This is a genomic window from Streptomyces iranensis (genome assembly GCF_017874715.1).
In the GTDB taxonomy this organism is placed as follows: Bacteria; Actinomycetota; Actinomycetes; order Streptomycetales; family Streptomycetaceae; genus Streptomyces; species Streptomyces iranensis.
The window spans coordinates 90,282-116,595 of the sequence record NZ_JAGGLR010000004.1 but is presented as its reverse complement, the minus strand read 5'-3'; the positions used below and the strand labels follow the sequence as shown (position 1 = coordinate 116,595).

Sequence of the window (26,314 nt, the reverse complement as noted above, 5' to 3'; positions counted from 1 at the left end):
GTCCCCGGCCCGTGTGTGTGAAGGGACATCGCATCGTGCAGTTGGTTGTCGCGCGGATCGGCCGTGCCCATGGCATCAAGGGCGAGGTCACCGTCGAGGTGCGGACGGACGAGCCGGAGCTGCGGCTCGGACCGGGCGCCGTGCTGGCCACCGAGCCCGCCTCGGCCGGGCCGCTGACCATCGAGTCCGGCCGGGTGCACAGCGGCCGGCTGCTGCTGCGCTTCGACGGCGTACGCGACCGCAACGCCGCGGAGGCGCTGCGCAACACCCTGCTGATCGCGGAGGTCGACCCGGAGGAACTCCCCGAGGATCCCGAGGAGTTCTACGACCATCAGCTGATCGACCTCGATGTGGTCACCGTGGACGGCACGGAGGTCGGACGGATCTCCGAGATCTCCCATCTGCCGTACCAGGACCTGCTGGTCGTGAAGCGCCCCGACGGGGGTGAGGCGCTGATCCCGTTCGTCTCCGAGGTCGTGCCGGAGATCGATCTGGAGGCGCAGCGCGCCGTGATCGATCCGCCGCCGGGCCTGCTCGACGAGGCCGAGGCGGAGATCGCGGGCAGCCGTAAGGGCGAGGCCGAGGGGGACCGTAGGGGCGCGGCTGCGGACAGCGGTGAGACCACGGACGACGACCGTAAGGGCGACACCGCGGGCGGCCGTGAGGATGAGCCGTCATGAGGCTCGACGTCGTCACGATCTTCCCCGAGTATCTGGAGCCGCTGAACGTCTCGCTGGTCGGCAAGGCCCGCGCCCGCGGCCGGCTCGACGTGCGCGTCCACGATCTGCGCGCCTGGACGCACGACCGGCACAACACGGTCGACGACACTCCGTACGGCGGCGGCCCCGGCATGGTGATGAAGCCCGAGCCCTGGGGCGAGGCGCTTGACTCGATCATGGCGTCTGGCGAGGCCGAGGGGCTGGTCAAGCCCACGCTGATCGTGCCGACCCCGAGCGGCCGTCCGTTCACCCAGGCCCTCGCCGTCGAGCTCGCCGAGCGCCCCTGGCTGGTGTTCGCGCCCGCCCGTTACGAGGGCATCGACCGCCGGGTGATCGAGGAGTACGGCGAGCGGCTGGAGGTCCACGAGGTCTCGATCGGCGACTACGTCCTGGCCGGCGGCGAGGCCGCGGTGCTGGTGATCACCGAGGCGGTGGCCCGGCTGCTGCCGGGCGTGCTGGGCAACGCCGAGTCGCACCGCGACGACTCCTTCGCCCCCGGCACGATGGCCGACCTCCTGGAGGGGCCCGTCTACACCAAGCCCCCCGAGTGGCGCGGCCGCTCCATCCCGGAGGTGCTGATCAGCGGCCACCACGGCAGGGTCGCCCGCTGGCGCCGGGACGAGGCGTTCCGCCGTACCAGCGAGAACCGCCCCGATCTGATCGAGCGCTGCGACCCGGCGACGCTCGACAAGCACGACCGCGCGCTCCTGGCCGAGCTGGGCTGGGAGGAGCTGCCCGGGACCGGTGGGACGACCAGCGGGGCGACCGGTGGGACGACCAGCAGGGCGACCGGTGGGGCCCGATTTGGGCGGCCGGACCGGGCCGTGGAAGAATAGGCCGCTGCCGTACGTCCGGGTGTGCGCCCCTGCCACAGGGGGACCGACGCCCACCCGATGAGGGCGGCACCTCCGAATCATCATCCGATATGCCGCTGATGACCTGTGGCATCAGCGAGGAAAGCAGACGATCATGTCTCACCTGCTCGACACCGTCGACTCCGCGTCGCTGCGCAGCGACATCCCGACCTTCCGCCCCGGCGACACGGTCAACGTCCACGTCCGCGTCATCGAGGGCAACCGCTCCCGTGTCCAGCAGTTCAAGGGCGTCGTCATCCGCCGCCAGGGCTCCGGTGTCCGCGAGACCTTCACCGTCCGCAAGGTGAGCTTCAGCGTCGGCGTGGAGCGCACCTTCCCGGTGCACACCCCGATCGTCGAGAAGATCGAGGTCGTCACCCGCGGTGATGTGCGCCGGGCGAAGCTGTACTACCTGCGCGACCTCCGCGGCAAGGCCGCCAAGATCAAGGAGAAGCGCGAGAACTGAGTTCGCGACTGGATCGCGGCGATTTTGCGCGACTACTGAGCTACCGCCGGATCATCCGGCCGGGCCGGATAGGCTCTGGCCCGATGAACACCGAAGGACAGCTCGCGGAGCGCGACAGCTCCCCGGGCTCCGAGAAGGAGCGCGAGGGGCGGTCGCGCTCTTCGCATGCCTCCGCGCGGACCGGGGAGCCTCCGTCCGCCGGGCGGCTGCCGCACAGGCCGGCCTGGGGCTGGCTGACCGGCGGCGGGCGCTGGCGGCGGGCGGCGCTGCTCGCGACCGCGTGTGCCGCGTTCGTGCTGCTGGTGAGCGGTTTTGTGCTGCAGCCGTTCCTGATCCCGAGCGGTTCCATGGAGAGCACCCTCCGCCCCGGGGACCGGGTGCTTGTGAACAAGCTCGCCTACCGTTTCGGGGACGATCCGCGCCGCGGCGACGTTGTCGTGTTCGACGGAGCCGGTTCCTTCGGCGAGGAGGAGCCGTCCGGGAATCCGGTGACGGGTCTGCTGCGCAAGGCGGCCGCGGCGGTCGGGCTGGCCGAACCGGCCGAGTCCGACTACGTCAAGCGCGTGGTGGGCATTGGTGGTGACCGGGTCACCTGCTGCGACGAGCGGGGGAGGATCGAGGTGAACGGTCAGCCGGTGGACGAGCACTATCTGCACCCCGGGGACAGCCCCTCGCGGGTGCGCTTCGACATCGCCGTGCCCGAAGGACGGCTGTGGGTGATGGGCGACCACCGTGACGCCTCCCGGGACTCGCGCGACTATCTGGGCGCCCCGGGCGGGGGCACGGTCCCCGTCGACAAGGTGATCGGCCGCGCCGAATGGATCGGCTGGCCGTTCGGCCGCTGGTCCTCCGTACCCCGGACCGACGCCTTCACAAGCGTGCCCGCGGCGCCCGGCCGCATACCGTCCGCTGCCCCCGGTGGTGCCCATGGGTAAGCGTGGGCGTCCTCGTGCCAGGGCGCGCCAGGCCGTTCCGCCCGCCGGCGTCGACCTGGGCACTCCCCGTCCGCCGGGCGAGCGCCGGGTGGGCGGGCGCGCGGAGCGGCGCAGGATCCAGCGCCGTATCAAGCGCAGGCGGCGCCGTTCGGCCGTCAAGGAGATACCGATCCTGGTGGGCGTGGCGTTGGTGATCGCGCTCGTCCTGAAGACCTTCCTGGTGCAGGCGTTCGTCATTCCGTCCGGCTCGATGGAGCAGACCATCCGGATCGGCGACCGGGTCCTGGTGGACAAGTTCACCCCGTGGTTCGGCTCGAAGCCGGAGCGCGGCGATGTGGTGGTGTTCAAGGACCCCGGGGGGTGGCTGGACGACGAGCGGAAGCCGCCCAAGGACGATCCGCCGGTCATCAAGCAGGGCAAGGAGTTCCTGACCTTCATCGGGCTGCTGCCGTCCTCCGACGAGCAGGACCTGATCAAGCGGGTGGTCGCGGTGGGCGGCGACACGGTGGAGTGCTGCGATACGAACGGTAAGATCACCGTCAACGGGACGCCGCTGAACGAACCGTATCTGCACCCGGGCAACCCGCCGTCGCAGAAGCAGTTCAAGGTGACGGTCCCTCAGGGGCGGATGTTCGTGATGGGCGATCACCGGTCCAACTCGGCGGACTCCCGGGTCCATCTGGACGAGCCGTACCAGGGCACGGTGCCGGACAACATGGTGGTCGGCCGCGCTGTGGTGATCGCTTGGCCGTTCGGGCACATGCGGCGGCTCGAGGAACCGGGCACCTACGCCTCGGTGAAGGACGCGCCGAGTGGGGCGACACAGGCCGAGGGCTCGGCACATAGGCTGTCCCCCATGGATCAGCAAGGAATGGTCCAGCTCCCGACCCCTGCGGAACTCCCGCTCGTTATGGGAGTGGTGATCCTGCGCCGTTCGTGGGGCAGGCGGCAGTCAGGCGTGAGGAGTGGATGTGGGGGATTTGGCGGTCGGCGCACGATCCGGTCACGAAGAGCCCGAGAGGCAGCCCGGGACGGGGGCGGAGCACCCCACGGACGGGGCGGACGAGGCGCCCGAAGCCGGTGCACCCACGAACGGGACGGCTGCCGCGCCCAGCGCGTCGGACCCACACGGAGCCGATGGCGGGCCGGACCCCTCCGATCCCCAGGACGGTGCCGGCGCGGCTGATCCGTCCGGGCCCGGGGACGAGGCGTCGAAGCCGGGCCCCGGCGGGCCCGGCGGGCCCGGGAAGCTCGGCAAGCCCAAGAAGGTGCGCTCCTTCTGGAAGGAGCTGCCGATCCTGGTCGTCATCGCGCTGGCTTTGGCGCTGCTGATCAAGACCTTCCTGGTGCAGGCGTTCTCGATCCCGTCCGACTCGATGCAGGACACCCTGCAGCGGGGCGACCGGGTGCTGGTGGACAAGCTCACCCCGTGGTTCGGCTCCGAGCCGGAGCGCGGTGAGGTGGTCGTCTTCCACGACCCGGGCGGCTGGCTCGGCGAGTCGCAGACCACGAGCTCCGGCCCGGTCGCCGAGGGCATCCAGAAGGCGCTCAGCTTCATCGGGCTGATGCCGTCGGCGGAGGAGAAGGACCTGATCAAGCGGGTCATCGCGGTCGGCGGGGACACCGTCTCCTGCAAGCGCGGCGGCAAGGTCATGGTCAACGGCAAGCCGCTGGACGAGCCGTACATCTTCCCCGGGAACACCCCCTGTGACGAGAAGCCGTTCGGCCCGATCAAGGTGCCCGAGGGCCGGATCTGGGTGATGGGCGACCACCGACAGGACTCGCTGGACTCCCGCTACCACCAGAACCTGAACAACGGCACGGTCTCGGTGGACGATGTCGTCGGGCGCGCGATCGTCATCGCCTGGCCGATCAACCGCTGGACCACCCTGCCGGTGCCGAGCACCTTCGACCAGCCGGGTCTGGGCGCGGCCGCCGCGATGGCCCCCTCGGCCCTGGGGTTCGCGGGCGCGCTGCCGATCGTGCTGTGGCGCCGCCGCCGACTGATCGCCAGGGTCCGTACGGAGGCCGAGAGCCGGCCGGAGCGGTTGACCGCCGACTGCTGACGGGGCCCGTACCGCCGGGTAAGGTGCGGTTCCGTGTGCCCCGGGGCACACGGAACCTGATCTTCTACGTCTGTTGCGTACGGCGGGAGCACTGGAATGAGCGGAGCCCAAGGGGTGGGGGGCGGCAAGCCGCGGCGCACGCCCGGCAGCGTGCTGTCCGGGCTGGCGGTGGCCGTCGGCTGTGTGCTGTTCCTCGGCGGCTTCGTCTGGGGCGCGCTGCTCTACAAGCCGTACACGGTCCCCACCGACTCCATGACGCCGACGATCGGCAAGGGCGCCCGGGTGCTGGCGGAGCGGGTCGACGGCGGCGACGTGCGCCGCGGCGATGTGGTGGTCTTCCGCGACCAGGTGTGGGGCGACCTGCCCATGGTGAAACGGGTTATCGGGGTCGGCGGCGACCGGGTCGAGTGCTGTGACAAACAGGGCCGGCTGCGGGTGAACGGCAAGGTTCTCGAGGAACCGTATCTGCGCTCGGGGGAGCAGGCGTCCGCCTCGGCCTTCTCCACCACCGTGCCCAAGAACCGGCTGTTCCTGATGGGCGACCATCGCAGCGACTCCCTGGACTCGCGGGTGCACCTCACCGACGAGGCGGGCGGCGCCGTGGAGCGCGGCGCGGTGGATGCCCGGGTGGACGCCACCGCCTGGCCGCTGGGGTCCTGGGGGACAGTGGGGCGGCCCGATGCCTTCAAGGCGCTGCCGGGCGGGATCTCGCAGCCGGGCCCGCTGGGGCCGATCCTGATCGCGGTCATCGTGGGTGCGGTGCTGATCCTGGCGGGCGCGGCCCATGGGCCGATCGCCCGGCGCAGGGCGGGCGGCGGCGCGCGGCGGGACCAGACGGCGAAAGGGAAGGTGGCCGCCAATGGCTGAGGGAGCGGGCGGAGCCGAGCGGACCGGCATGGACGAGCGGCGGCTGCGGAAGGTCGCCCGGGTGGTGCTGCTGGATCCGCAGGACCGGATCCTGCTGCTGCACGGCTTCGAACCGGATGATCCCTCGTCCACCTGGTGGTTCACCCCGGGAGGCGGCCTGGAGGGCGAGGAGAGCCGCGAGGAGGCCGCGCTCCGCGAGCTCGCGGAGGAGACGGGGATCACCGATGTGCGGCTCGGCCCGCTGCTGTGGCGGCGGATCTGCTCCTTCCCGTTCGACGGGCGGCGCTGGGACCAGGACGAGTGGTACTACCTGTGTCGTACCCAACAGACCCCGGCGCGGGCCGGCGGCGGGCTGACGGAGCTGGAGCGGCGGAGCGTGGCCGGTCTGCGCTGGTGGGCGGCGGATGAGCTGGCCGCGGCCACCGAGCCGGTGTACCCGACACGGCTGGCGGAGCTGTTGCGTACGCTGCTCGTCGAGGGACCCCCGAGTGCACCGGTGATCCTGGAGACTGAGCGCGTCTGACGCACAATGGGGGGACGCACGGCTGAAGGGGAACATGCCATGAGCGCCGAGGACCTCGAGAAGTACGAGACCGAGATGGAGCTGAAGCTCTACCGGGAGTACCGCGATGTCGTCGGTCTGTTCAAATATGTGATCGAGACCGAGCGCCGCTTCTATCTCACCAACGACTACGAGATGCAGGTGCACTCGGTCCAGGGTGAGGTCTTCTTCGAGGTGTCGATGGCCGACGCCTGGGTCTGGGACATGTACCGCCCGGCCCGTTTCGTGAAGCAGGTACGGGTTCTCACGTTCAAGGACGTGAATATCGAGGAGCTGAACAAGAGCGACCTCGACCTTCCGGGCGGCTGACTGCACCTTCCGGATGGCTGACTCCACCCTCCGGGCAGCTGACTCAGCCTTCCGGGCAGCTGACTCAGCCTTCCGGGTGGCTGAGTTTTCCACAGCCGGACGGCTGTCCACAGGAATGCTCCAAGATCCCTGAGCGGGGCGCGGGGGCGTCACAGTCGGTGCCGGAGGTGGTGCCGAATGAACGCCCGAGGAGCGCTCGGCCGCTACGGCGAGGGTGTGGCGGTCCGCACATTGGCGGAAGCCGGGATGACCGTCCTGGAGCGCAATTGGCGATGCCGGGACGGCGAGATCGACATCGTCGCGCTCGACGCCGGGGCGCTGGTGGTGTGCGAGGTCAAGACGCGCCGTGAGGGTGGTTACGAGCATCCGATGGCGGCCGTCGGACCGGGCAAGACCGAGCGGCTGCGGTGGCTGGCGGAGCGCTGGCTGGAGCGGCACGGCGGCCCGCCGCCGGGCGGGGTGCGGATCGATGTGGTGGGGGTGGTGCTGCCCCGCCGGGGCGCGCCCGTGGTCGAGCATGTGCGAGGGGTGGCCTGATGGGGTTCGCCCGCACCTGCTCGGTGGCGCTGGTCGGGGTCGAGGGCGTGGTGGTGGAGGTCCAGGCCGACCTGGAGCCGGGAGTGGCCGCCTTCACCCTGGTCGGTCTGCCCGACAAGAGCCTGGTGGAGAGCCGGGACCGGGTCCGCGCGGCCGTGGTCAATTCCGGCGGTGAATGGCCGCAGAGGAAGCTCACGGTCGGGCTCAGCCCGGCATCCGTCCCCAAGGGCGGCAGCGGCTTCGACCTGGCCGTGGCCTGTGCGGTGCTCGGCGCCGCCGAGCGCGTGGACCCACGTGAGATCGCCGATCTGATGATGATCGGGGAGCTGGGTCTTGACGGCCGGGTGCGGCCGGTCCGCGGCGTGCTGCCCGCCGTGCTCGCCGCCTCCGAGGCGGGCTACCGCCAGGTCGTGGTCCCCGAGCAGACGGCGGCGGAGGCGGCCCTGGTGCCGGGCGTCTCGGTGCTGGGCGTGCGCAGCCTGCGTCAGCTGATCGCGGTGCTGACGGACGAGCCGGTGCCCGAAGAGGAGGAGCCCCAGGAGCTGGGCCGCCCCGATCCGATGCTGGCGGGGCTCACCGTGCCCGGCGCCGGTATGGGCACCGGTGTCGCCGCGGTGCCCGGGGCCGGGGCGGGGCGGCCCGATCTGGCCGAGGTCGCCGGACAGCGGGCCGCGCGCACCGCCCTGGAGGTGGCGGCCGCGGGCGGGCACCACCTCTTCCTGAACGGGCCTCCGGGCGCCGGGAAGACCATGCTGGCCGAGCGGCTGCCCGGACTGCTGCCGCCACTCACCCAGCAGGAGGCCCTGGAGGTCACCGCGGTCCATTCGGTCGCCGGGGTCCTCCCGCCGGGGCAGCCCCTGGTGGAGACCCCGCCGTACTGCGCCCCGCACCACTCGGCGACCATGGCCGCGCTCGTCGGCGGGGGCAACGGCCTGCCCCGCCCCGGCGCGGTCTCGCTCGCCCACCGCGGAGTGCTCTTCCTGGACGAGGCTCCCGAGTTCAGCGGGAAGGCGCTGGACGCCCTGCGGCAGCCCCTGGAATCGGGGCATGTGGTGGTCGCCCGGTCCGCCGGGATGATGCGGATGCCGGCGCGCTTCCTGCTGATGCTGGCGGCCAACCCCTGCCCTTGCGGGCGCCACGGTCTGATGGGCGACGTCTGCGAGTGCCCGCCCGCCACGGTCCGGCGCTATCAGGCACGGCTGTCCGGACCGCTGCTTGACCGGGTGGACCTGCGGGTCCGTGTCGAGGCGGTGAGCCGGACCGAGCTCACCGGGGCGGGTGCCGGGGCGGAGAGCAGCGCGTCCGTCGCGGCCCGGGTCCAGGAGGCCCGGGAGCGGTCCGCCGCCCGGCTCCACGGCACCCCCTGGCGGCTGAACAGCGAGGTGCCGGGCCATGAGCTGCGCACCCGCTGGCAGCCGTCCCCCGGCGCGCTGCGCGAGGCCGAGCGCGATATGGAGCGCGGGTTGCTCACCGCCCGGGGGCTCGACCGGGTGCTGAGGGTCGCCTGGACCGTCGCCGACCTGGCTGGGCACGACCGGCCGATGGCGCCGGACATCGCCCAGGCGCTGCAACTGCGCACCGGGATCAGCCGCGGGGTGCCGGTCCCGGCGGGGGAGTGCTGATGCCGGCTTCTTCGACGGGCGGTCGCGGCGCCGTTCCCGCGCTGTTCTCCGGGCATGGGCAGGGGCAGGGCGACTGGGACGAGGGGCAGGCGCTCCTGGAGGGGCGGGGCGTCGCGGATGAGGGGAAGGGGCTGCCGGAGGGGTGGGGCGTCCCGGAGGAGGGGCAGGAGCTCTTCGAGAAACGGGCCACCCCGGACGAGGGGCGGGAGCCCGCCGAGCGGCGGGGCGTTCCGGACGAGGAGCGGCTGGGGCGGGCGGCGCTCACCCGGCTCGTGGAGCCCGGGGACGAGACCGTGGGGCGCTGGCTGCGCCGTATGGGGCCGGTGGCGCTGTGGCGGGCGCTCACCGGGAAGGGCAAGCCCCCACCCGGGGCCACCGGGGAGCGGCTGGCGGGATGCGCTCTCCGGGCGGCCGGGGTGGACCCGGTCGCCGACCTCGCGCTGATCGGCCGGTGCGGCGGAAGGTTCATCTGCCCCGGGGATCTGGACTGGCCCGGTCAGCTCGACGATCTCGGTGACGCTCGCCCGGTCGGGTTATGGGTGCGCGGCCGGGCCGACTTGCGGATATGGGCGCTGCGCTCGGTCGCCGTGGTGGGCGCGCGAGCCTGCAGCGACTACGGCGCGCATGTCGCGGCGTCCCTCGGCACAGGGCTCGCCGAGCGGGGCTGGGTGGTGGTCTCCGGGGCGGCCCACGGCGTGGACGGCGCGGCTCACCGAGGGGCGCTCGCCGCGGGCGGGGCCACCATCGCCGTGCTCGCCTCCGGTGTGGACGTCCCCTATCCGCGAGCGCACGCCGAGTTGATCGAGCGCATCGCGGAACAGGGCCTGGTGCTGGCCGAGTTGCCACCCGGAGCGCATCCGACGCGCCCCAGATTCGTGCTCCGTAACCGGGTCATCGCCGCCCTCACCCGCGGCACGGTCGTGGTCGAGGCCCAGTACCGCAGCGGATCGTTGGTCACCGCGCGCCGGGCACAACAGCTCGGGCGGTCCACCATGGGGGTGCCCGGACCGGTGACCAGTGGGCTCTCCGCAGGGGTGCATGAACTGCTACGCGGCGAGGCCGTCCTGGTCTCCGACGCCGCCGAAGTGGCCGAGCTCATCGGCGGCATCGGAGACCTCGCCCCGGAGCGGCGGGGGCCGCTGGTCGAGCGGGACCTGCTCGATCCCGTGACGGCACGGGTGCTGGAAGCGTTGTCGGCACGGGGCGGCAACCACCTGCGGGATGTGGCCCGGGAATCCGGGACCGGCTGTGACGAGGCCCTGGGCCGGCTCCATGAACTGCTCGCCCTGGGCTTTGTCGAACGTCATGGCGACCGATGGGAGTTGGTCCCGCCCGTGTGCCGGAGCGACGGCGCACGGCGAGGCGATCCCCCGAATCGGGGCAATCGGGTGAAAGGGTTGAGGCGATGACCGTATCCGCACACCGCCGAGCCGACGCCCTTCGCATACCGCGACGCCTTAGTCACGCTACGCTCACAAGGTTTCCGGCGGAAGCGTACGTCCTCACCCATGTCATGGCAGAACGGCTCAAGGCGACGAATGCCCCAGCACATCTCCGGGTCTGACCGCGCGGCGCCGCCCGCGGCCCGCGGCGCGGTGCACCCTGCCGCGCCCTCATCGCTCGACGAGCTGTGGCGGTCGTACAAGACCACGGGCGACGGCCGGCTGCGGGAGCAGCTGATCCTGCACTACTCACCGCTGGTGAAATATGTGGCCGGCCGGGTCAGCGTCGGGCTGCCCTCCAATGTCGAGCAGGCGGACTTCGTCTCGTCCGGGGTCTTCGGACTCATCGACGCCATCGAGAAGTTCGACCCCGAGCGCGCCATCAAGTTCGAGACCTACGCGATCACCCGGATCCGTGGCGCGATGATCGACGAGCTGCGGGCGCTGGACTGGATCCCGCGGTCGGTCCGCCAGAAGGCCAGGGCGGTGGAGCGGGCGTACGCAACGCTGGAGGCCCAGCTGCGCCGCACCCCCTCTGAGGCCGAGGTGGCCACCGAGATGAGCATCAGCCTCGAGGAACTGCACGGCGTCTTCAGCCAGTTGTCGCTCGCCAACGTGGTCGCCCTGGAGGAGCTGCTGCACGTCGGCGGCGAGGGCGGTGACCGGCTCAGCCTCATGGACACCCTCGAGGACACCGCGGCGGACAACCCCGTCGAGGTGGCCGAGGACCGGGAGCTGCGGCGGCTGCTCGCTCGGGCGATCAACACCCTCCCGGAGCGGGAGAAGACCGTGGTCACGCTCTACTACTACGAGGGGCTCACACTCGCCGAGATCGGTCAGGTGCTCGGCGTCACCGAGAGCCGGGTCAGCCAGATCCACACCAAGTCGGTGCTCCAGCTGCGGGCGAAACTCGCCGACGTCGGGCGCTGAATCGTCCCTCCGGCATCGCCCTCCGGGCGGCCTCTTCCGTAGAGTGGTCGGGTGCCCAGGATTCGAGCGGCCTCAGTGGCCGAGCACCGGACGATGCAGCGCGCGGCCCTGCTGGAGGCCGCCCGCACCCTGCTGTCCGAGGGCGGCACGGAGGCGCTGACCTTCCCTGCCCTCGCCGAGCGCACGGGACTCGCACGGTCCTCCGTCTATGAGTACTTCCGCTCCCGAGCCGCCGTGGTCGAGGAGCTGTGCGCCGTGGACTTCCCGGTCTGGGCCGCTGAGGTCGAGGCCGCGATGGAACGGGCCGACGGGCCCGAGGCGAAGATCGAGGCGTATGTCCGCCGGCAGCTCGCGCTCGTCGGCGACCGCCGGCACCGCGCGGTGGTGGCGATCTCCGCCGGTGAGCTGGACGCGGGCGCGCGCGAGAAGATCCGGGCGGCCCACGGCGGGCTGATCGCCATGGTGGTCGAGGCCCTCGCGACCCTCGGGCATGAGCAGCCCCGGCTCTCGGCCGTCCTGCTGCAGGGCGTCGTGGACGCCGCGGTCCGCCGCATCGAGCTCGGCGCGGCCGAGGACCCCGAGCGGATCACCGAGGCGGCCGTCGCCATGGCCCTGCGTGGCGTCCGGGGCTGACCTCCCGGCCCCTTTACGGTTCCCGCGGGCTTACCGTTCCCGCGGACGCGGACGCGGACGCGGGGGCGCGCGGGGCGCGGTCCGGACGGCCGGGCCATCCGGACCGGCCCGGAGCGACTCGGGCGACCGAGCCGGATCCGGGCCCAGAGGGACGCCACCACCAGCACCGCGGCAGTCGGCAGCCGGGTGTCCCCGGCGGCGGAGGCGAGCGCGGAGACCGTGGGCGCGTCGTGCACCCCGAACACCGGGAGCAGCCGGGACGGCCCGCCCCGCAACATCGACAGTGGCAGCAGTGACAGCGGATCGAGATAGCGGTCGGCGCGCCGCAGCCCCCAGTGCAGACAGCCGGGCCGGCAGTGGAAGGGGCCGGGCGCCACCACGCCGACCACCTGCCCGGCGGCCACCCGCTCCCCCTTGGCCACTGTGGCGCGCACCGGTTCGTAGGTGGTGCGCAGGGGAGGGGAGCCGGTCCCGGACACCTCGATCACCAGCACACCACGGCCCGCGACCGGACCCACGAAGCTCACCCGCCCCGGGGCCGCCGCCCGGACCCGCTCGCCCGGACGCGCCGCGAGGTCGACCCCGCGGTGCCCCGCCGCCCAGGGCGCCGGCGGCGGCCGCCAGCCCCTCAGCACGGCAGGTCGCACCGCGCCCGGCGCACCGTCGACCGGCCATGACCGCTCCCCGCCGGGCGTCAACCGCTCCCTGCCCGGCGTCGACCGTCCTCCGCCCGGCCTCGTCCCCGGCTCCGGCGCCGCGTGTGAAGCAGGCGCCGCGCGCGGATCCGCCGCCACGGCCCGTACCGCCGAAGGGGGCGACACCGGAAGAGCGGCTGTCGGCACCGGCAGCACCGACAGCACAAGAATCACCAGGGCAAGAGCCCACCCCACCACAAGCCTTCGCATGTCCCCACGATGGCCGGGCGGCGCGAAACGGGTGGATCATGGACGGAATCGGGGGACTACTCACGGGTTGTGGATAACGCCGTCACCCGGCACCGTACCGGTCCCGTACACTTCTTATGGCGATCCGGGTCACCGGATCGACTTCGCACGCCCCGCCACCGGTGCTCCGATCGCGCATCGGTCAGCTCGGTGGCCGCGCCCCTCGGTCCTCGGACGACCCCCGAAAGGGCACCGTCCGTGGCAGGCGCGCCGGGACGTCAGGAGCGGCGGCCGCCCGGCCGCCGTGGAACCGAGTACCTCAAGGAGTACGGCCATGGCCGTCGTCACGATGCGGGAGCTGCTGGAGAGCGGCGTCCACTTCGGGCACCAGACCCGCCGCTGGAACCCGAAGATGAAGCGCTTCATCTTCACCGAGCGCAACGGCATCTACATCATCGACCTGCTCCAGTCGCTGTCGTACATCGACCGCGCCTACGAGTTCGTCAAGGAGACCGTCGCCCACGGCGGCTCCATCATGTTCGTCGGCACCAAGAAGCAGGCGCAGGAGGCCATCGCCGAGCAGGCGACCCGCGTCGGCATGCCGTACGTCAACCAGCGCTGGCTGGGCGGCATGCTCACCAACTTCTCGACCGTCTACAAGCGCCTGCAGCGCCTGAAGGAGCTCGAGCAGATCGACTTCGAGGATGTGGCCGCCTCCGGCCTCACCAAGAAGGAGCTCCTGGTCCTCTCCCGCGAGAAGGCCAAGCTGGAGAAGACCCTCGGCGGTATCCGCGAGATGCAGAAGGTGCCGAGCGCCGTCTGGATCGTGGACACCAAGAAGGAGCACATCGCCGTCGGTGAGGCGCGCAAGCTCCGGATCCCGGTCGTCGCGATCCTCGACACCAACTGCGACCCGGACGAGGTCGACTACAAGATCCCGGGCAACGACGACGCGATCCGCTCCGTCACCCTGCTCACCCGGGTGATCGCCGACGCCGTCGCCGAGGGCCTCATCGCCCGTTCCGGTGTCGCCACCGGTGACGAGAAGGCCGACAAGGCCGCGGGCGAGCCGCTCGCCGAGTGGGAGCGCGACCTGCTCGAGGGCGAGAAGAAGGCCGACGAGGCCGAGGCCAAGCCGGCTGAGGCCGCCGCGGACAAGCCCGCCGAGGACGCCGCCAAGCCCGCCGAGGCCGCCGAGGCCGCCGCGGACAAGCCCGCTGAGGCCGCCGCGGACAAGCCTGCCGAGGACGCCAAGCCCGCCGAGGACGCCGCCAAGCCCGCCGAGACCCCCGCCGCGGGCGCCGAGCAGGGCTGACCACTCAGACGTCACTCAGACGGTGTATGACGGCGGGGGACGGTGCCAGTGGCGCCGCCCCCGCCGTTCACCCGTAGAGCTTTCGACTTTCGAGAAGAGATTCACAGATCATGGCGAACTTCACCGCCGCCGACGTCAAGAAGCTCCGTGAGCTGACCGGCGCCGGCATGATGGACTGCAAGAAGGCGCTGGACGAGGCCGAGGGCAACGTCGACAAGGCCGTCGAGATCCTGCGCGTCAAGGGCCAGAAGGGCGTGGCCAAGCGCGAGAGCCGCAACGCCGAGAACGGCGCGGTCGTCTCCCTCATCGCGGACGACAAGACCTCCGGCGTGCTGGTCGAGCTGAAGTGCGAGACGGACTTCGTCGCCAAGGGCGACAAGTTCGTGGTCGTCGCGGACGCCATCGCCGCCCACGTCGCCAAGACCTCCCCGGCCGATCTGGAGGCCCTGCTGGCCTCCGAGATCGAGGCGGGCAAGACCGTTCAGGCGTTCGTCGACGAGGCCAACGCGACCCTCGGCGAGAAGATCGTCCTGGACCGCTTCGCGCAGTTCTCCGGCGGCTTCGTCGCGGCGTACATGCACCGCACCAGCCCGGACCTGCCGCCGCAGGTCGGCGTCCTGGTCGAGCTGGACAAGGAAGACGCCACGGTCGCCAAGGACGTCGCGCAGCACATCGCCGCCTTCGCCCCGAAGTTCCTCACCCGCGACGAGATTCCGGCCGAGACGGTCGAGAACGAGCGCCGGGTCGCCGAGGCCACCGCCCGCGAGGAGGGCAAGCCCGAGGGCGCCCTGCCGAAGATCGTCGAGGGTCGCGTCACCGGCTTCTTCAAGGAGAACGTGCTGGTGGACCAGCCGTTCGCCAAGGACAACAAGAAGTCCGTCCAGAAGATCCTGGACGAGGCCGGTGTCTCGCTCAAGCGCTTCGCCCGTTTCCGCGTCGGCGTCTGAGCCGAGCAGCGAATGACCGGCGACCCCGATAGGGTCGTAGGCAGCCAACCGTCGACCGGTCGGCCGCAGATGTGACGAGGAGGCCATTGCCGCAGAGGTCGTAACAGGACCCGTCCGGCAGTGGCCTTCTTCGTATGTGCACGAGGAGATCTCCAATGAATCACGGCGCGGACGCCAAACAGGCCGCCGATGACAAGAAGGCACAGGGCGTGGCCCCACACGGTCGCTTCCTGCTGAAGCTGTCCGGCGAGGCGTTCGCCGGAGGCGGGGGACTCGGTGTCGATCCCGATGTCGTGCACGCCATCGCCCGCGAGGTCGCTGCCGTGGTCAGGGACGGTGCCGAGATCGCCATCGTCATCGGCGGCGGTAACTTCTTCCGCGGTGCGGAGCTGCAGCAGCGCGGTATGGACCGGGCCCGCTCGGACTACATGGGCATGCTCGGAACCGTCATGAACTGTCTCGCCCTCCAGGACTTCCTGGAAAAGGAGGGCATCGACTCCCGCGTCCAGACCGCCATCACCATGGGCCAGGTCGCGGAGCCGTACATTCCGCTGCGTGCGGTGCGCCATCTGGAGAAGGGGCGTGTGGTCATCTTCGGCGCGGGTATGGGTATGCCGTACTTCTCCACGGACACCACCGCGGCCCAGCGAGCGCTGGAGATCGACGCGCAGGCCCTGCTCATGGGCAAGAACGGCGTGGACGGGGTCTATGACTCCGACCCCGCCCGCAACCCCGACGCGGTGAAGTTCGACGCCCTGGAGTATGGCGAGGTGATCACCCGGGACCTCAAGGTGGCCGACGCCACCGCGATCACCCTGTGCCGGGACAACAAGTTGCCCATCCTCGTCTTCGAGCTCCTGGCCGAAGGAAACATCGCGCGTGCGGTGAAGGGTGAGAAGATCGGCACGCTGGTGAGCGACCAGGGCTCCCGGGCCTGACGGCTCGAACGGGGGATGGACAACGGCCTGCCGGTCGGACACCGTGCAGGAGAAGACGCACGCAGGGGCGAGGCTCTGCTTACTGATAACACCAGGAGCAAGTGGTGATCGAAGAGACCCTCCTCGAGGCCGAGGAGAAGATGGAGAAAGCCGTTGTGGTCGCCAAGGAGGACTTCGCCGCGATCCGCACCGGGCGTGCGCACCCGGCGATGTTCAACAAGATCGTGGCGGACTACTACGGTGCGCTGACGCCGATCAATCAGCTGGCGTCGTTCTCGGTGCCGGAGCCGCGGATGGCCGTGGTCACGCCGTTCGACAAGACCGCGCTCCGCAACATCGAGCAGGCGATCCGGGACTCCGATCTGGGCGTCAACCCGAGCAATGACGGCAACATCATCCGTGTGGTGTTCCCCGAGCTCACCGAGCAGCGCCGTAAGGAGTTCATCAAGGTCGCCAAGGGCAAGGGCGAGGACGCGAAGATCTCGATCCGCAGCGTCCGCCGCAAGGCCAAGGAGTCGATCGACAAGCTGATCAAGGACGGCGAGGTCGGCGAGGACGAGGGGCGCCGCGCGGAGAAGGAGCTCGACGACACCACCGCGAAGTATGTCGCGCAGGTGGATGAGCTGCTCAAGCACAAGGAAGCCGAGCTGCTCGAGGTCTGATGAACGACTCTTCCTGGGGGGCCCCACCAAGCGCCGGACTCCGGGGACCGGGCCGTCAGGGCACCTCCCCCGGCTATGGCTGGGAGGTGCCCACTTCTTCGGCGGGTCCCGCGCACGAGGTGGGTGGGGCGGCGCAAACTCGCCCCATGCCCACCGTGCCCCACGCAGGCGGCGACTCCGGCGAGGCCGCCGACCGTGACCGGGGGGCCGCTCGGCTGAGCGGCCCCCTCTTCCGCGATGAGCGGGAGCCGCAGCCCGGCCCCCGGCAGCCCGACGGGCGCCGGCCGACGCCCCCCGACCCCGCGCCCGACCCGGCCTCCGCCGACGGCGCGCCCGGCACCGGGCAGGGCAAGAAGAGCGCGGGCCGGAACCTGCGCGCCGCGATAGGGGTGGGCATCGGCCTCGGTGTGCTCATCTTGGCCTCGCTCTTCATCTACAAGCCCGTGTTCGTCGGCGTGGTGGCGGTCGCGGTGGTGGTCGGGCTCTGGGAGCTGACCTCGAGGCTGACCGAGCGCAAGGACATCCGGGTCCCCCTGGTGCCGCTCGCCGTCGGCGGGGTCGCCATGGTCGTCGCCGGCTATGTGCGCGGTGCCCAGGGCGCGGTGGTGGCGGTCGCCCTTACGGCGCTCGCGGTGCTGGTCTGGCGGATGACCGAGCCGCCCGACAACTACCTCAGGGACGTCACCGCGGGCGTCTTCGCTGCCTTCTACGTGCCGTTTCTGGCCACTTTCGTGGCGCTCATGCTCGACACCGACGACGGCCCGTGGCGGGTCCTGACCTTCCTGCTGCTGACCGTGGTCAGCGACACGGGGGCGTACGCGGTGGGCTGGCGCTTCGGCAAGCATCCGCTGGCCCCGCGCATCAGCCCCGGCAAGACCCGGGAGGGGCTGATGGGCGCGGTGGCCTTCGCGATGGTCGCGGGTGCGCTGTGCATGCAGTACCTCATCGACGACGGCGTCTGGTGGCAGGGCCTGCTGCTCGGCCTCGCCGCCGCGGTCAGCGCGACCCTCGGCGACCTCGGCGAGTCCATGATCAAGCGCGACCTCGGCATCAAGGACATGGGCAAGCTGCTGCCCGGCCATGGCGGGATCATGGACCGGCTCGACTCGCTGCTGCCCACCGCGCCGGTGGTGTGGCTGCTGCTGGTGATCTTCGTGGGTGGCGGCTGACCACGCCCGCCCACGGGCCCCGCGCCACTCCCGGCGCGGGGCCCTTCGTACGTCTGCGACACTGGGTGAACCATGCCTAAGCCCGGAGAACTCACCTTCGTCGCGCCGCGTGGGGCCAAGAAGCCCCCGCGGCATCTTGCCGACCTCACGCCCGCCGAGCGCCGGGAGGCCGTCGCCGCCCTCGGGGAGAAGCCCTTCCGGGCAGGTCAGGTGTCGCGTCACTACTTCGTGCGCTATGCCGACGACCCCGCTCAGTGGACCGACATTCCGGCCGCCGCGCGCGAGAAGCTGGCCGCCGGGCTGCTGCCGGATCTGATGAGCGTGGTGCGGCACATCAGCTGTGACGACGACACCACGCGCAAGACGCTGTGGCGGTTGTTCGACGGCACGCTCGTGGAGTCCGTCCTGATGCGCTACCCGGACCGGGTCACCATGTGCATCAGCTCACAGGCGGGCTGCGGGATGAACTGCCCGTTCTGCGCCACCGGGCAGGCGGGGCTGGACCGGAATCTGTCCACCGCCGAGATCGTGCACCAGATCGTCGACGGGATGCGGGCCCTCCGGGACGGGGAGATCCCCGGTGGCCCGGCCCGGCTGTCCAACATCGTCTTCATGGGCATGGGCGAGCCGCTGGCCAACTACAACCGCGTCGTCGGCGCCATCCGCCGGCTCACCGACCCCGAGCCCGACGGGCTCGGTCTGTCGCAGCGCGGTATCACCGTCTCGACCGTCGGCCTCGTCCCGGCGATGCTGCGGCTGGCGGACGAGGGCTTCAAGTGCCGGCTCGCGGTGTCGCTGCACGCGCCCGACGATGAGCTGCGCGACACCCTCGTTCCGGTCAACACCCGCTGGAAGGTGCGCGAGGTCCTGGACGCCGCGTGGGAGTACGCGGAGAAGTCCGGCCGCCGGATCTCCATCGAGTACGCGCTGATCAAGGACATCAACGACCAGGCGTGGCGCGCCGATCTGCTCGGCCGGCTGCTCAAGAGCCACCGGGTGCATGTGAACCTCATCCCGCTCAACCCGACGCCCGGTTCCAAGTGGACGGCGTCGCGGCCCGAGGACGAGAAGGCGTTCGTGGCGGCTCTGGAGGCCCATGGGGTGCCGGTGACCGTCCGGGACACCCGGGGCCAGGAGATCGACGGGGCCTGCGGGCAGCTGGCGGCTTCGGAGCGCTGAGCACCGGCTGATACGGTGCCTGGGCATCGTTGCATCATGCGATCGTCATAGAAGTGAATGTCCGTACAAGTGAACATTCCGACAGGGGAGCGCTCAGAGCGCTGAGAGTGCGGCACGGCCGCAGACCCTCGGACCTGATCCGGGTCATACCGGCGTAGGGAGTCAGTATCACCATGATCAGCCAGCTTCGGCGTGCCATCTCGGGCGCCCTCCTGGGCTCACTGGCCCTGGGCGCGCTCATCGGCTGCGGCGAGGACACCAAGAGCGGCTCGGACTCCAAGACGGTCACCCTGGTCACGCATGACTCGTTCGCGGCCTCCAAGGCGGTCCTCAAGGAGTTCACCAAGGAGACCGGCTACAAGGTGCGCGTGCAGGCCGGGGGCGACGCCGGAGCTGCCGTCAACCAGGCGATCCTGTCCAAGGGTCACCCCCAGGGCGATGTGTTCTTCGGCGTCGACAACACGCTCCTCTCCCGCGCGCTCGACAACGACCTGTTCACCTCCTACGCGGCGAAGGGACTCGACAAGGTCCCGGCGGCCCTGCAGCTCGACCGGGCCGAACGCCGCGTCACCCCCGTCGACTTCGGCGACATCTGCGTCAACTACGACCGGAAGTACTTCGCCGACAAGAAGCTGACGCCGCCCCGGACGCTGGACGATCTGACCAAGCCCGCTTACAAGAACCTCCTCGTCACCGAGAACGCGGCCACCTCGTCCCCCGGTCTCGGTTTCCTCCTCGCCACGGCCGCGAAGTACGGCGACGACGGCTGGAAGGGCTACTGGAAGAAGCTGCGGGCCAACGGCGTCGAGGTCGTCGACGGCTGGGAGCAGGCGTATTACGACCGGTTCTCCGGTTCGGCGGGCGGCGGCAAGGGCGACCGGCCGCTCGTCGTCTCCTATGCCTCCAGCCCGCCCGCCGAGGTGGCCGACGCCAAGAGCAAGCCCGCGAAGGCCCCCACCGGGGTGGCGACGGGCACCTGCTTCCGGCAGGTGGAGTTCGCCGGGCTGCTGAGCGGCGCGGGCAACGCAAAGGGCGGCAGGGCGCTGCTGGACTTCCTGCTGAGCAAGCGGTTCCAGGAGGACGTCCCGCTGAACATGTTCGTCAACCCGGCGCGCGAGGACGCCAAGCTGCCGGAGCTGTTCACCCGATACGGGGTCAGGATCGCCGACTCGGCCACCCTGGCGCCGCGGAAGATCGCCAAGAACCGTGAGCCGTGGGTCAAGACATGGTCCTCGCTGGTCCTGTAGAGCCTCGCGAGAACCGTAAGAAGGCCGACGGCCACCGTAAGGCCGACAAGGCGGACCACGGCGGCCGTCGCGCGATCGCCCTCCGGCTCGCTCTGATGGCGGTGCCGCTCGCCTTCTTCGCGGTCTTCTTCGCCTATCCCGTGGCCGCCATCGTCACCAGGGGGCTGCGCGTCGGCGGGCGGTGGCGGTTCGGCCGGATCGCCGAGGTGGTGACCGATCCGGCGACGCTGGACGTCCTGTGGTTCACCTGCTGGCAGGCGGTCGCGTCGACCGCCCTCACGCTCGCTGTGGCGCTGCCCGGCGCGTATGTCTTCGCCCGCTTCGACTTCCCCGGCAAGGGGCTGCTGCGGGCCGTGGTGACCGTGCCGTTCGTCCTGCCGACCGTCGTCGCCGGATCGGCCTTCCTGGCCGTGCTCGGCCGGGGCGGGCTGCTGGACGAGCTGTGGGGGGTGCGGCTGGACACCTCCGTCTGGGCGATCCTCCTGGCCCACGTCTTCTTCAACTACGCGGTCGTCGTCAGGACCGTGGGCGGGCTGTGGGCCCAGCTCGACCCGCGCCAGGAGGAGGCCGCGCGGGTGCTCGGCGCGAGCCCGCTGTCGGCCTGGCGCCGGGTGACGCTGCCCGCCCTGGCACCGGCCGTGGCCGCCGCCGCGCTGATGGTGTTCCTGTTCACCTTCACCTCCTTCGGTGTGATCCAGATCCTGGGCGGCCCCCGCTACGCCACCCTGGAGGTGGCGATCTACCGGGAGACCGCGCAACTGCTCGACCTCCCCACGGCCGCGGTGCTGACCCTCGTCCAGTTCGCCGCGGTCGCGGCCGTATTGGCCCTGCACGCGTGGACCGTAAGGCGCCGCGAGAGCGCCCTGCGGCTCGTCGACCCGGGCCGCACCGCGCGCCGCCCGAAGGGCCCGGCCCAGTGGGCGCTGCTGTGGGGCGTGCTGGCGGTGGTCGCGCTGCTGATCGTGACACCGCTCGCGGTGCTGGTGGAGCGCTCGCTGAACGGACCGGACGGCTACGGGTTCACCTACTACGAGGCGCTGCTGTCGGCCGCCGACAGCGGGGGCACCTTCTTCGTGGCTCCCATGGAGGCCGTCGGGAACTCCCTGTGGTATGCGGCGGTCGCCACCGTCTTCGCCCTCGTCGTGGGCGGTCTCGCCGCCGCGGCCCTCACCCGTAGGGCGGGCAGGCTGGTACGGGGCTTCGACGCGCTGCTGATGCTGCCGCTGGGCACCTCGGCCGTCACCGTGGGATTCGGGTTCCTGATCGCCCTGGACGAGCCCCCGCTGGATCTGCGCGCCTCCTGGGTCCTGGTGCCGCTCGCCCAGGCCCTGGTGGGCGTGCCCTTCGTCGTACGGACCATGCTGCCGGTGCTGCGGGCGGTGGACCACCGGCTCCGGGAGGCGGCGGCCGTGCTCGGGGCGTCCCCGTGGCGGGTCTGGCGGGAGGTGGACCTGCCGCTGGTCGGACGGGCCGTGGCGGTCGCGGCGGGCTTCGCGTTCGCCGTCTCCCTGGGCGAGTTCGGGGCGACCGTCTTCATCGCGCGCCCCGACCACCCGACCCTCCCGGTGGCCATCGCCCGCTTCCTGGGCCGGGCCGGACAGCTCACCTACGGGCAGGCGATGGCCCTGAGCACGATCCTGATGCTGGTCTGCGCCGGATCGCTGCTGGCGCTCGAGCGCATCCGCACCGACCGTTCCGGAGAGTTCTGAATGACGCTGCTGCGACTGGACGAGGTGACCGTAAGGTTCGGCCGGCGCGACGCGCTGGACGCCGTGGACCTGGAGGTCGCCGAGCACGAGACGGTCTGTGTGCTGGGGCCGAGCGGAAGCGGCAAGTCCACCATGCTGCGCGTGGTGGCCGGGCTGCAGCGCCCCGACACCGGCCGGGTGTGGCTCGCCGGACGCGACCAGAGCGGGGTGCCCACGCACCGGCGCGGCGTGGGGCTGATGTTCCAGGACCACCAGCTGTTCCCGCAGCGGGACGTTGGCGGGAATGTCGCCTTCGGGCTGCGGATGCGCAAGGTGGGCCGCGCGGAGGCGGATCGCCGGGTCGCCGAACTGCTGGAGCTCGTGGGGCTGCCGGGCGCCCAGCGCCGCCCCGTCGACTCGCTCTCCGGCGGTGAGCAGCAGCGGGTGGCGCTCGCCCGCGCGCTGGCCCCGCGGCCCAAGCTGCTGATGCTGGACGAGCCGCTGGGCCAGCTCGACCGGGGGCTGCGGGAGCGGCTGGTGGTGGAGCTGCGCGAGCTCTTCGAACGGCTGGGCACCACCGTTCTCGCGGTCACCCACGACCAGGGGGAGGCGTTCGCGCTCGCGGACCGGGTGGTGGTGATGGAGAACGGCCGGATCGCCCAGACCGGCACCCCGCTGGAGGTGTGGCAGCGGCCCGCCACCGAGTTCGTCGCCCGGTTCCTCGGCTTCGACAATGTGGTCGAGGCGATCGTGCACGGCGAGGTCGCCGACACCGTATGGGGCAAGCTGCCCGTGCCGCCCGGCTCCCGGCCGGGCCCCGGCAGGCTGCTGGTCCGCCCCGCCGGGGTGCGGCTGACGGACCCCGAGGAGGGGCTTGCGTGCACCGTGGCGGCGCGCACCTTCCGCGGCGACCATGTGGCGCTCATCCTGCGGCTGTCGGACCCGGCCGCGCCGCGTCTGGAGGCCTCCTGTGCCCTGCGGGACGCCCCGGAGGCGGGGGTCCGGGCCGGGGCGGTCATCGACCCGGCCGACGTGGTGCTCCTGGACCCCGAGCCCTGACGCCGGGGCCCCTTGCCCTCCGCTGGTACTCGGCGCTTCCTCGACGCCGGTTCAGCCCAGCATCGACAGCAGTGCCTCGGGTGCCTCGTCCACCGAGTCCACCAGAGCGATACGGGCCTTCATGGACCGTCCCTCCGCGAGCGCTTCGAGCAGCGGCCAGGTCGGCAGCCGCCGGGTCCAGTGGTCCCGGTCCACCAGCACCATCGGGGTCGGCTCACCGCGCGACTCGTAGTAGTTCGGCGTCGCGTTGTCGAAGATCTCCTGGACGGTCCCGGCGGCGCCGGGCAGGAAGACCACGCCCGCGGTCGAGCGCGCCAGCAGCCCGTCCTCACGGGTGGCGTTGGCGAAGTACTTGGCGATGTGCGAGGCGAACGCGTTCGGCGGCTCATGCCCGTAGAACCAGGTGGGGATGCCGACCGACGCCCCGCCGTCCGGCCAGCGCTCGCGCACCGCGAGGGCGGCCTCGGCCCAGGCCCCGATGGACGGCCGGAAGGAGGGCGTCTCGCCGAGCAGTTCGAGCGCCTCGTCCAGCACCGCGTCCTCGTGCGGGGCCGCGTAGGCGCCCAGGTTCGCGGCCTCCATCGCGCCGGGCCCGCCGCCCGTCGCGACCGTGAGGCCGGTCCGCGCCAGAGCCCGGCCGAGCCGTGCGGCGCCCGCGAATCCGTCGGAGCCGCGCTCCAGCGCGTGGCCGCCCATGACGCCCACCACCCGCGTCCCGACGAGGAACTCGTCGAGCGCGTCGGAGACCGCGTCGTCGTGGATGGAGCGCAGCATCGAGGCGAAGATGTCGCCGTCGGTCTTGGTCCGCTGGAACCAGGCGTAGGCGAGCGCGTCCGGCGTCCGCGCGTAACCGTGTTCTGTGAGGCCCCCGAAGAGCTCCGCGGGGGAGTAGAGCGTGCCGCGGTACGGATCGAACGGCAGATCCGGCACCGGCGGGAACACCAGCGCGCCCCCGGCCCGGACCTTCGCCGCCGCCTCGGTCTCCATCGGGCAGCCGAGGAAGACGGACTCGCTGGTGTCGGTGGAGAGGAGCGCGGCCGTACGGCCTGTCAGGTCCACGGACTGGACCCGGAACCCGGCCAGGGTGCCGCGGGCGACGACCTGGTCGAACTCCTCGATGGACTCTATTTCCCAGTCTGGTTCCTGCACGCCGACATGCTAATCACACCGGAGGTATGGGGCTGTGGATTGGGGCAATCATGACCGGGCCGCTTCGCCGCACAATCCAGGCATGAACACCGACACCCGGGATTTTCAGCGGTGGAACGGCATCGCCGTGAGATGCGCCACCACCCACACCAGCGGCACCAGGAGCGCCAGCAGGGCCGTCGCGCGCAGCGCGGCCGCCCCGCGGAGCAGCCGGGCCGGGGCGCCCAGGCGGACCAGGGCGGCCGTCGTGCGCTCACGCGCGCTCCTCGCTTCCACGACCGCGGTCAGGGTCGTGGCAGCGGCGCACAGCGTGACCAGGGCCGCGCCCAGGCCGGTGAGCGGGCCGAAGGCATGGGCGCCGGACGGCCCGGAGGCCCTTCCGTACAGTTCGAGGACGGTGAATCCGGCGGCGGCCAGGGCACACAGCGCGCCGACCGGGCGTCCGATCAGCCCGGCCTCCTGCTGGAGCATCCGCCCGGCGAGCAGCCGCAGCACGCCAGGCCGGCCCACGGCCAGCAGCCTGCCGCACAGATGGGTGAGGCCGGGCCCGGCCAGCACCAGCCCGAGCGCCGCCAGCGCCCAGCCACCCACCACACCGGGCGGGTTGCCGCCGAGTCGGCCCGGCACGGCGAGCAGGGCGTCGGGGAGCGGGGGCGCGTTACCGCTCGCGTACGCCTGCAGGGCGAGTCCGGCCGCGGTCAGGGCGATGCCCCAGGGAAGTCCGGAGGCGGCCTGGTGGGGCCGGGGCGCGACCGGCCCCGTCACGACGGTGGGCCGGGCCGGGGCCGCCGGGCGGCGGGCGCCCCGCGGTCCGCGGACCGGCTGGTGGACCGCCCTCGGCTGCCGGGGCCACAGTCCGGCCGCACACGCGGCACCCACCACCATGGGGACGACGGCGAGCAGCGTGACCGTACCGGCCAAGGGCAGCGGCCAGCCGCCGCCGAGCTGCCGGCCGGCCGCCCCGCTTCCGGCCCAGCCCAGCCAGGAGTCCCCGAGATCGCCGCGCAGATGCAGGAAGACCAGCAGCGCCAGCACACCGCCGAGCGCACAGGCGGCCGCCATCGAGACCGCCGCGAGCAGCGCCGCCCGAGCCGGGCCGACTCCGGCCGCGGCGAAACCGGGGCCAGGGCCGGTGCTGGGGTCGGCGCGGCCCACGGCGATGGCCAGCTGGACGGTCGCGGCCAGCGGTACCAGGCACCACAGCAGCCGCCCCACCGCTCCCTGCGAGTCGTCTGGATGGCCCGAGGCGAACCCGAGGGCGCTCAGCAGCAGAAAGCTCGCGCCCGCCGCCGCGACGGTGACCAGCGACCGCCGCAGCAGCACCGACGGGCGGGCGCCGCGGGCTAGGCGGAGGCTGAGCACGCGGCCCTGCCTTCCGCCTCGGAGGGGTCCGAGCCCATCCGGCGCCCGTCGAGCAGGGCGACGGTGTGGTCGGCGAGGGTGGCCACCTCCTGGTCATGCGTCGCGAGGACCACGGTGATGCCGTGGGAGCGGGCCGCCGAGGTGAGGGTGCGCAGCAGCTGGGCGCGGTCGGTCTGGTGCAGCGGGGCGGTGGGCTCGTCGGCGAAGAGCACGCTGGGCCCGGCGGCCAGCGCGCGGGCGAGCGCGACCCGCTGGCGCTGCGACTGCAGCAGTGCGGCGGGCCGCGCTCGGGCGCACTCGCCGATGTCGAGCCGGTCCAGCCATTCGCATGCGGCGCTCTTCGCGGCGCGCCGCCCGGTGCCGCGCAGCATCAGGGCGAGCGCCGCGTTCTCCCAGGCGGTGAGCTCGGGGACGAGCTGGGGTTCGGTGCCGATCCAGCCGAAGTGCTCGCGCCGCAGCCGTTCGAGGCCGAGTGGAGGGAGGGAGTGCACGGGCACGCCCTTGAACCACACCTCCCCGCTGTCCGGGACGAGTTGGCCCGCCAGACAGGCGAGGAGGGTGGTCTTGCCACAGCCGCGCGGACCGGTGACGGCGACGATCTCGCCCTTCCGGGCGCCGAGGGAGACCCCGGTGAGGGCGGGCGAGCCGCCGTAGGCGTACGACACGGTGCGTGCCGCGAGCATGTCGTCGTCCGGCGGAGCCACCATCGCGAGCACCTCGCCTTACCTGCGACCGTCTCGTTCCCCCGGTTGGGGGAACGAGCGCGGAGCCAA

The 26,314-nt window shown here is 71.9% G+C and carries 25 protein-coding genes, 2 pseudogenes and 1 riboswitch; of the genes and pseudogenes, 23 read left to right on the top strand and 4 right to left on the bottom strand.

Going from position 1 to position 26,314, the window contains the following annotated elements:
* Positions 1-35 precede the first annotated feature (35 nt).
* From rimM to J2Z30_RS08455, 14 genes and pseudogenes are all read left to right on the top strand, one after another.
* Entirely contained in the window at positions 36-680 is a 645-nt protein-coding gene (gene rimM, locus J2Z30_RS08520) for a ribosome maturation factor RimM (RefSeq protein ID WP_044581331.1), read from the top strand.
* Complete coding sequence (trmD, locus tag J2Z30_RS08515; protein WP_044569554.1) at positions 677-1,555, top strand: tRNA (guanosine(37)-N1)-methyltransferase TrmD; 879 nt, start codon at positions 677-679, stop codon at positions 1,553-1,555. The genes rimM and trmD overlap by 4 nt, the downstream gene beginning before the upstream one ends.
* Positions 1,556-1,688: 133 nt before the next feature.
* Complete coding sequence (gene rplS / locus J2Z30_RS08510; RefSeq protein WP_030834224.1) at positions 1,689-2,039, top strand: 50S ribosomal protein L19; 351 nt, start codon at positions 1,689-1,691, stop codon at positions 2,037-2,039.
* Between the two features lie 83 nt (positions 2,040-2,122).
* A complete protein-coding gene (gene lepB, locus J2Z30_RS08505; RefSeq protein WP_044569553.1) occupies positions 2,123-2,974 on the top strand; it encodes a signal peptidase I in 852 nt (283 codons plus the stop codon).
* Positions 2,967-4,007, top strand: a pseudogene (gene lepB, locus J2Z30_RS08500) (signal peptidase I); the annotation flags it as partial. The gene lepB (J2Z30_RS08505) and the pseudogene lepB (J2Z30_RS08500), both read left to right, overlap by 8 nt.
* Positions 3,955-5,040: a signal peptidase I gene (lepB, locus tag J2Z30_RS08495; protein WP_372453254.1), complete on the top strand. Its 1,086-nt coding sequence runs from the start codon at positions 3,955-3,957 to the stop codon at positions 5,038-5,040. The pseudogene lepB (J2Z30_RS08500) and the gene lepB (J2Z30_RS08495), both read left to right, overlap by 53 nt.
* Before the next feature lie 96 nt (positions 5,041-5,136).
* Positions 5,137-5,907 carry a signal peptidase I gene (gene lepB / locus J2Z30_RS08490; RefSeq protein WP_044569551.1) on the top strand — a complete coding sequence of 257 codons (771 nt, stop codon included), beginning with the start codon at positions 5,137-5,139 and terminating at the stop codon, positions 5,905-5,907.
* Positions 5,900-6,430 carry an NUDIX hydrolase gene (locus J2Z30_RS08485; RefSeq protein WP_044569550.1) on the top strand — a complete coding sequence of 177 codons (531 nt, stop codon included), beginning with the start codon at positions 5,900-5,902 and terminating at the stop codon, positions 6,428-6,430. Before lepB (J2Z30_RS08490) ends, J2Z30_RS08485 begins: the two co-directional genes overlap by 8 nt.
* Positions 6,431-6,469: 39 nt before the next feature.
* Entirely contained in the window at positions 6,470-6,778 is a 309-nt protein-coding gene (locus J2Z30_RS08480; RefSeq protein WP_009714730.1) for a DUF2469 domain-containing protein, read from the top strand.
* A 177-nt stretch (positions 6,779-6,955) separates the two neighbouring features.
* Positions 6,956-7,315: a YraN family protein gene (locus J2Z30_RS08475; RefSeq protein WP_044569549.1), complete on the top strand. Its 360-nt coding sequence runs from the start codon at positions 6,956-6,958 to the stop codon at positions 7,313-7,315.
* The gene (locus tag J2Z30_RS08470; protein WP_044569548.1) at positions 7,315-8,937 is read left to right on the top strand and encodes a YifB family Mg chelatase-like AAA ATPase; all 1,623 of its coding nucleotides are present in this window, start codon (positions 7,315-7,317) and stop codon (positions 8,935-8,937) included. The genes J2Z30_RS08475 and J2Z30_RS08470 overlap by 1 nt, the downstream gene beginning before the upstream one ends.
* Entirely contained in the window at positions 8,937-10,346 is a 1,410-nt protein-coding gene (gene dprA / locus J2Z30_RS08465) for a DNA-processing protein DprA (protein WP_245387767.1), read from the top strand. Before J2Z30_RS08470 ends, dprA begins: the two co-directional genes overlap by 1 nt.
* Before the next feature lie 129 nt (positions 10,347-10,475).
* Positions 10,476-11,309 carry an RNA polymerase sigma factor WhiG gene (gene whiG / locus J2Z30_RS08460; RefSeq protein ID WP_044569547.1) on the top strand — a complete coding sequence of 278 codons (834 nt, stop codon included), beginning with the start codon at positions 10,476-10,478 and terminating at the stop codon, positions 11,307-11,309.
* Positions 11,310-11,402: 93 nt separating this feature from the next.
* Positions 11,403-11,942, top strand: coding sequence for a TetR/AcrR family transcriptional regulator (locus J2Z30_RS08455; RefSeq protein WP_044581329.1), 540 nt, complete (start codon positions 11,403-11,405; stop codon positions 11,940-11,942).
* 359 nt (positions 11,943-12,301) lie between these two features.
* Here the strand turns inward: J2Z30_RS08455 and J2Z30_RS08450 are convergent.
* Positions 12,302-12,847, bottom strand: a pseudogene (locus tag J2Z30_RS08450) (peptidoglycan DD-metalloendopeptidase family protein); the annotation flags it as partial.
* A gap of 313 nt (positions 12,848-13,160) precedes the next feature.
* Between J2Z30_RS08450 and rpsB the strand changes: the two are divergent.
* The 9 genes from rpsB (at position 13,161) to J2Z30_RS08405 (ending at position 23,030) form a co-directional block, all read left to right on the top strand.
* Entirely contained in the window at positions 13,161-14,141 is a 981-nt protein-coding gene (gene rpsB / locus J2Z30_RS08445; RefSeq protein WP_044569545.1) for a 30S ribosomal protein S2, read from the top strand.
* Between the two features lie 110 nt (positions 14,142-14,251).
* Positions 14,252-15,088, top strand: a complete 837-nt coding sequence (tsf, locus tag J2Z30_RS08440; protein ID WP_044569543.1) for a translation elongation factor Ts — start codon at positions 14,252-14,254, stop codon at positions 15,086-15,088.
* 155 nt (positions 15,089-15,243) lie between these two features.
* Positions 15,244-16,026, top strand: a complete 783-nt coding sequence (gene pyrH, locus J2Z30_RS08435) for a UMP kinase (RefSeq protein WP_044569542.1) — start codon at positions 15,244-15,246, stop codon at positions 16,024-16,026.
* A 104-nt stretch (positions 16,027-16,130) separates the two neighbouring features.
* On the top strand, positions 16,131-16,688 hold the full coding sequence (gene frr / locus J2Z30_RS08430) for a ribosome recycling factor (protein WP_044569540.1): 558 nt from the start codon (positions 16,131-16,133) through the stop codon (positions 16,686-16,688).
* Positions 16,688-17,857, top strand: coding sequence for a phosphatidate cytidylyltransferase (locus J2Z30_RS08425; protein WP_063790895.1), 1,170 nt, complete (start codon positions 16,688-16,690; stop codon positions 17,855-17,857). Before frr ends, J2Z30_RS08425 begins: the two co-directional genes overlap by 1 nt.
* A 72-nt stretch (positions 17,858-17,929) precedes the next feature.
* Positions 17,930-19,036, top strand: a complete 1,107-nt coding sequence (gene rlmN / locus J2Z30_RS08420) for a dual-specificity RNA methyltransferase RlmN (RefSeq protein ID WP_044569537.1) — start codon at positions 17,930-17,932, stop codon at positions 19,034-19,036.
* 73 nt (positions 19,037-19,109) lie between these two features.
* Positions 19,110-19,214: riboswitch (TPP riboswitch) on the top strand.
* Positions 19,210-20,283, top strand: a complete 1,074-nt coding sequence (locus tag J2Z30_RS08415) for a thiamine ABC transporter substrate-binding protein (protein ID WP_044569536.1) — start codon at positions 19,210-19,212, stop codon at positions 20,281-20,283. Its footprint overlaps the riboswitch before it by 5 nt.
* Before the next feature lie 95 nt (positions 20,284-20,378).
* Positions 20,379-21,992 (top strand): ABC transporter permease, encoded by a 1,614-nt coding sequence (locus J2Z30_RS08410; RefSeq protein ID WP_044581328.1) that lies wholly within the window; start codon positions 20,379-20,381, stop codon positions 21,990-21,992.
* Positions 21,993-23,030 carry an ABC transporter ATP-binding protein gene (locus tag J2Z30_RS08405; RefSeq protein WP_044569535.1) on the top strand — a complete coding sequence of 346 codons (1,038 nt, stop codon included), beginning with the start codon at positions 21,993-21,995 and terminating at the stop codon, positions 23,028-23,030.
* Positions 23,031-23,081: 51 nt separating this feature from the next.
* On the opposite strand, the gene J2Z30_RS08400 is transcribed toward J2Z30_RS08405, so the two are convergent.
* From J2Z30_RS08400 to J2Z30_RS08390, 3 genes are all read right to left on the bottom strand, one after another.
* Complete coding sequence (locus J2Z30_RS08400; RefSeq protein WP_044569534.1) at positions 23,082-24,179, bottom strand: LOG family protein; 1,098 nt, start codon at positions 24,177-24,179, stop codon at positions 23,082-23,084.
* Positions 24,180-24,284: 105 nt separating this feature from the next.
* Entirely contained in the window at positions 24,285-25,541 is a 1,257-nt protein-coding gene (locus J2Z30_RS08395) for a hypothetical protein (RefSeq protein WP_044569533.1), read from the bottom strand.
* Positions 25,523-26,248, bottom strand: a complete 726-nt coding sequence (locus tag J2Z30_RS08390) for an ABC transporter ATP-binding protein (protein ID WP_044581327.1) — start codon at positions 26,246-26,248, stop codon at positions 25,523-25,525. The genes J2Z30_RS08395 and J2Z30_RS08390 overlap by 19 nt, the downstream gene beginning before the upstream one ends.
* Between the last annotated feature and the right edge of the window lie 66 nt (positions 26,249-26,314).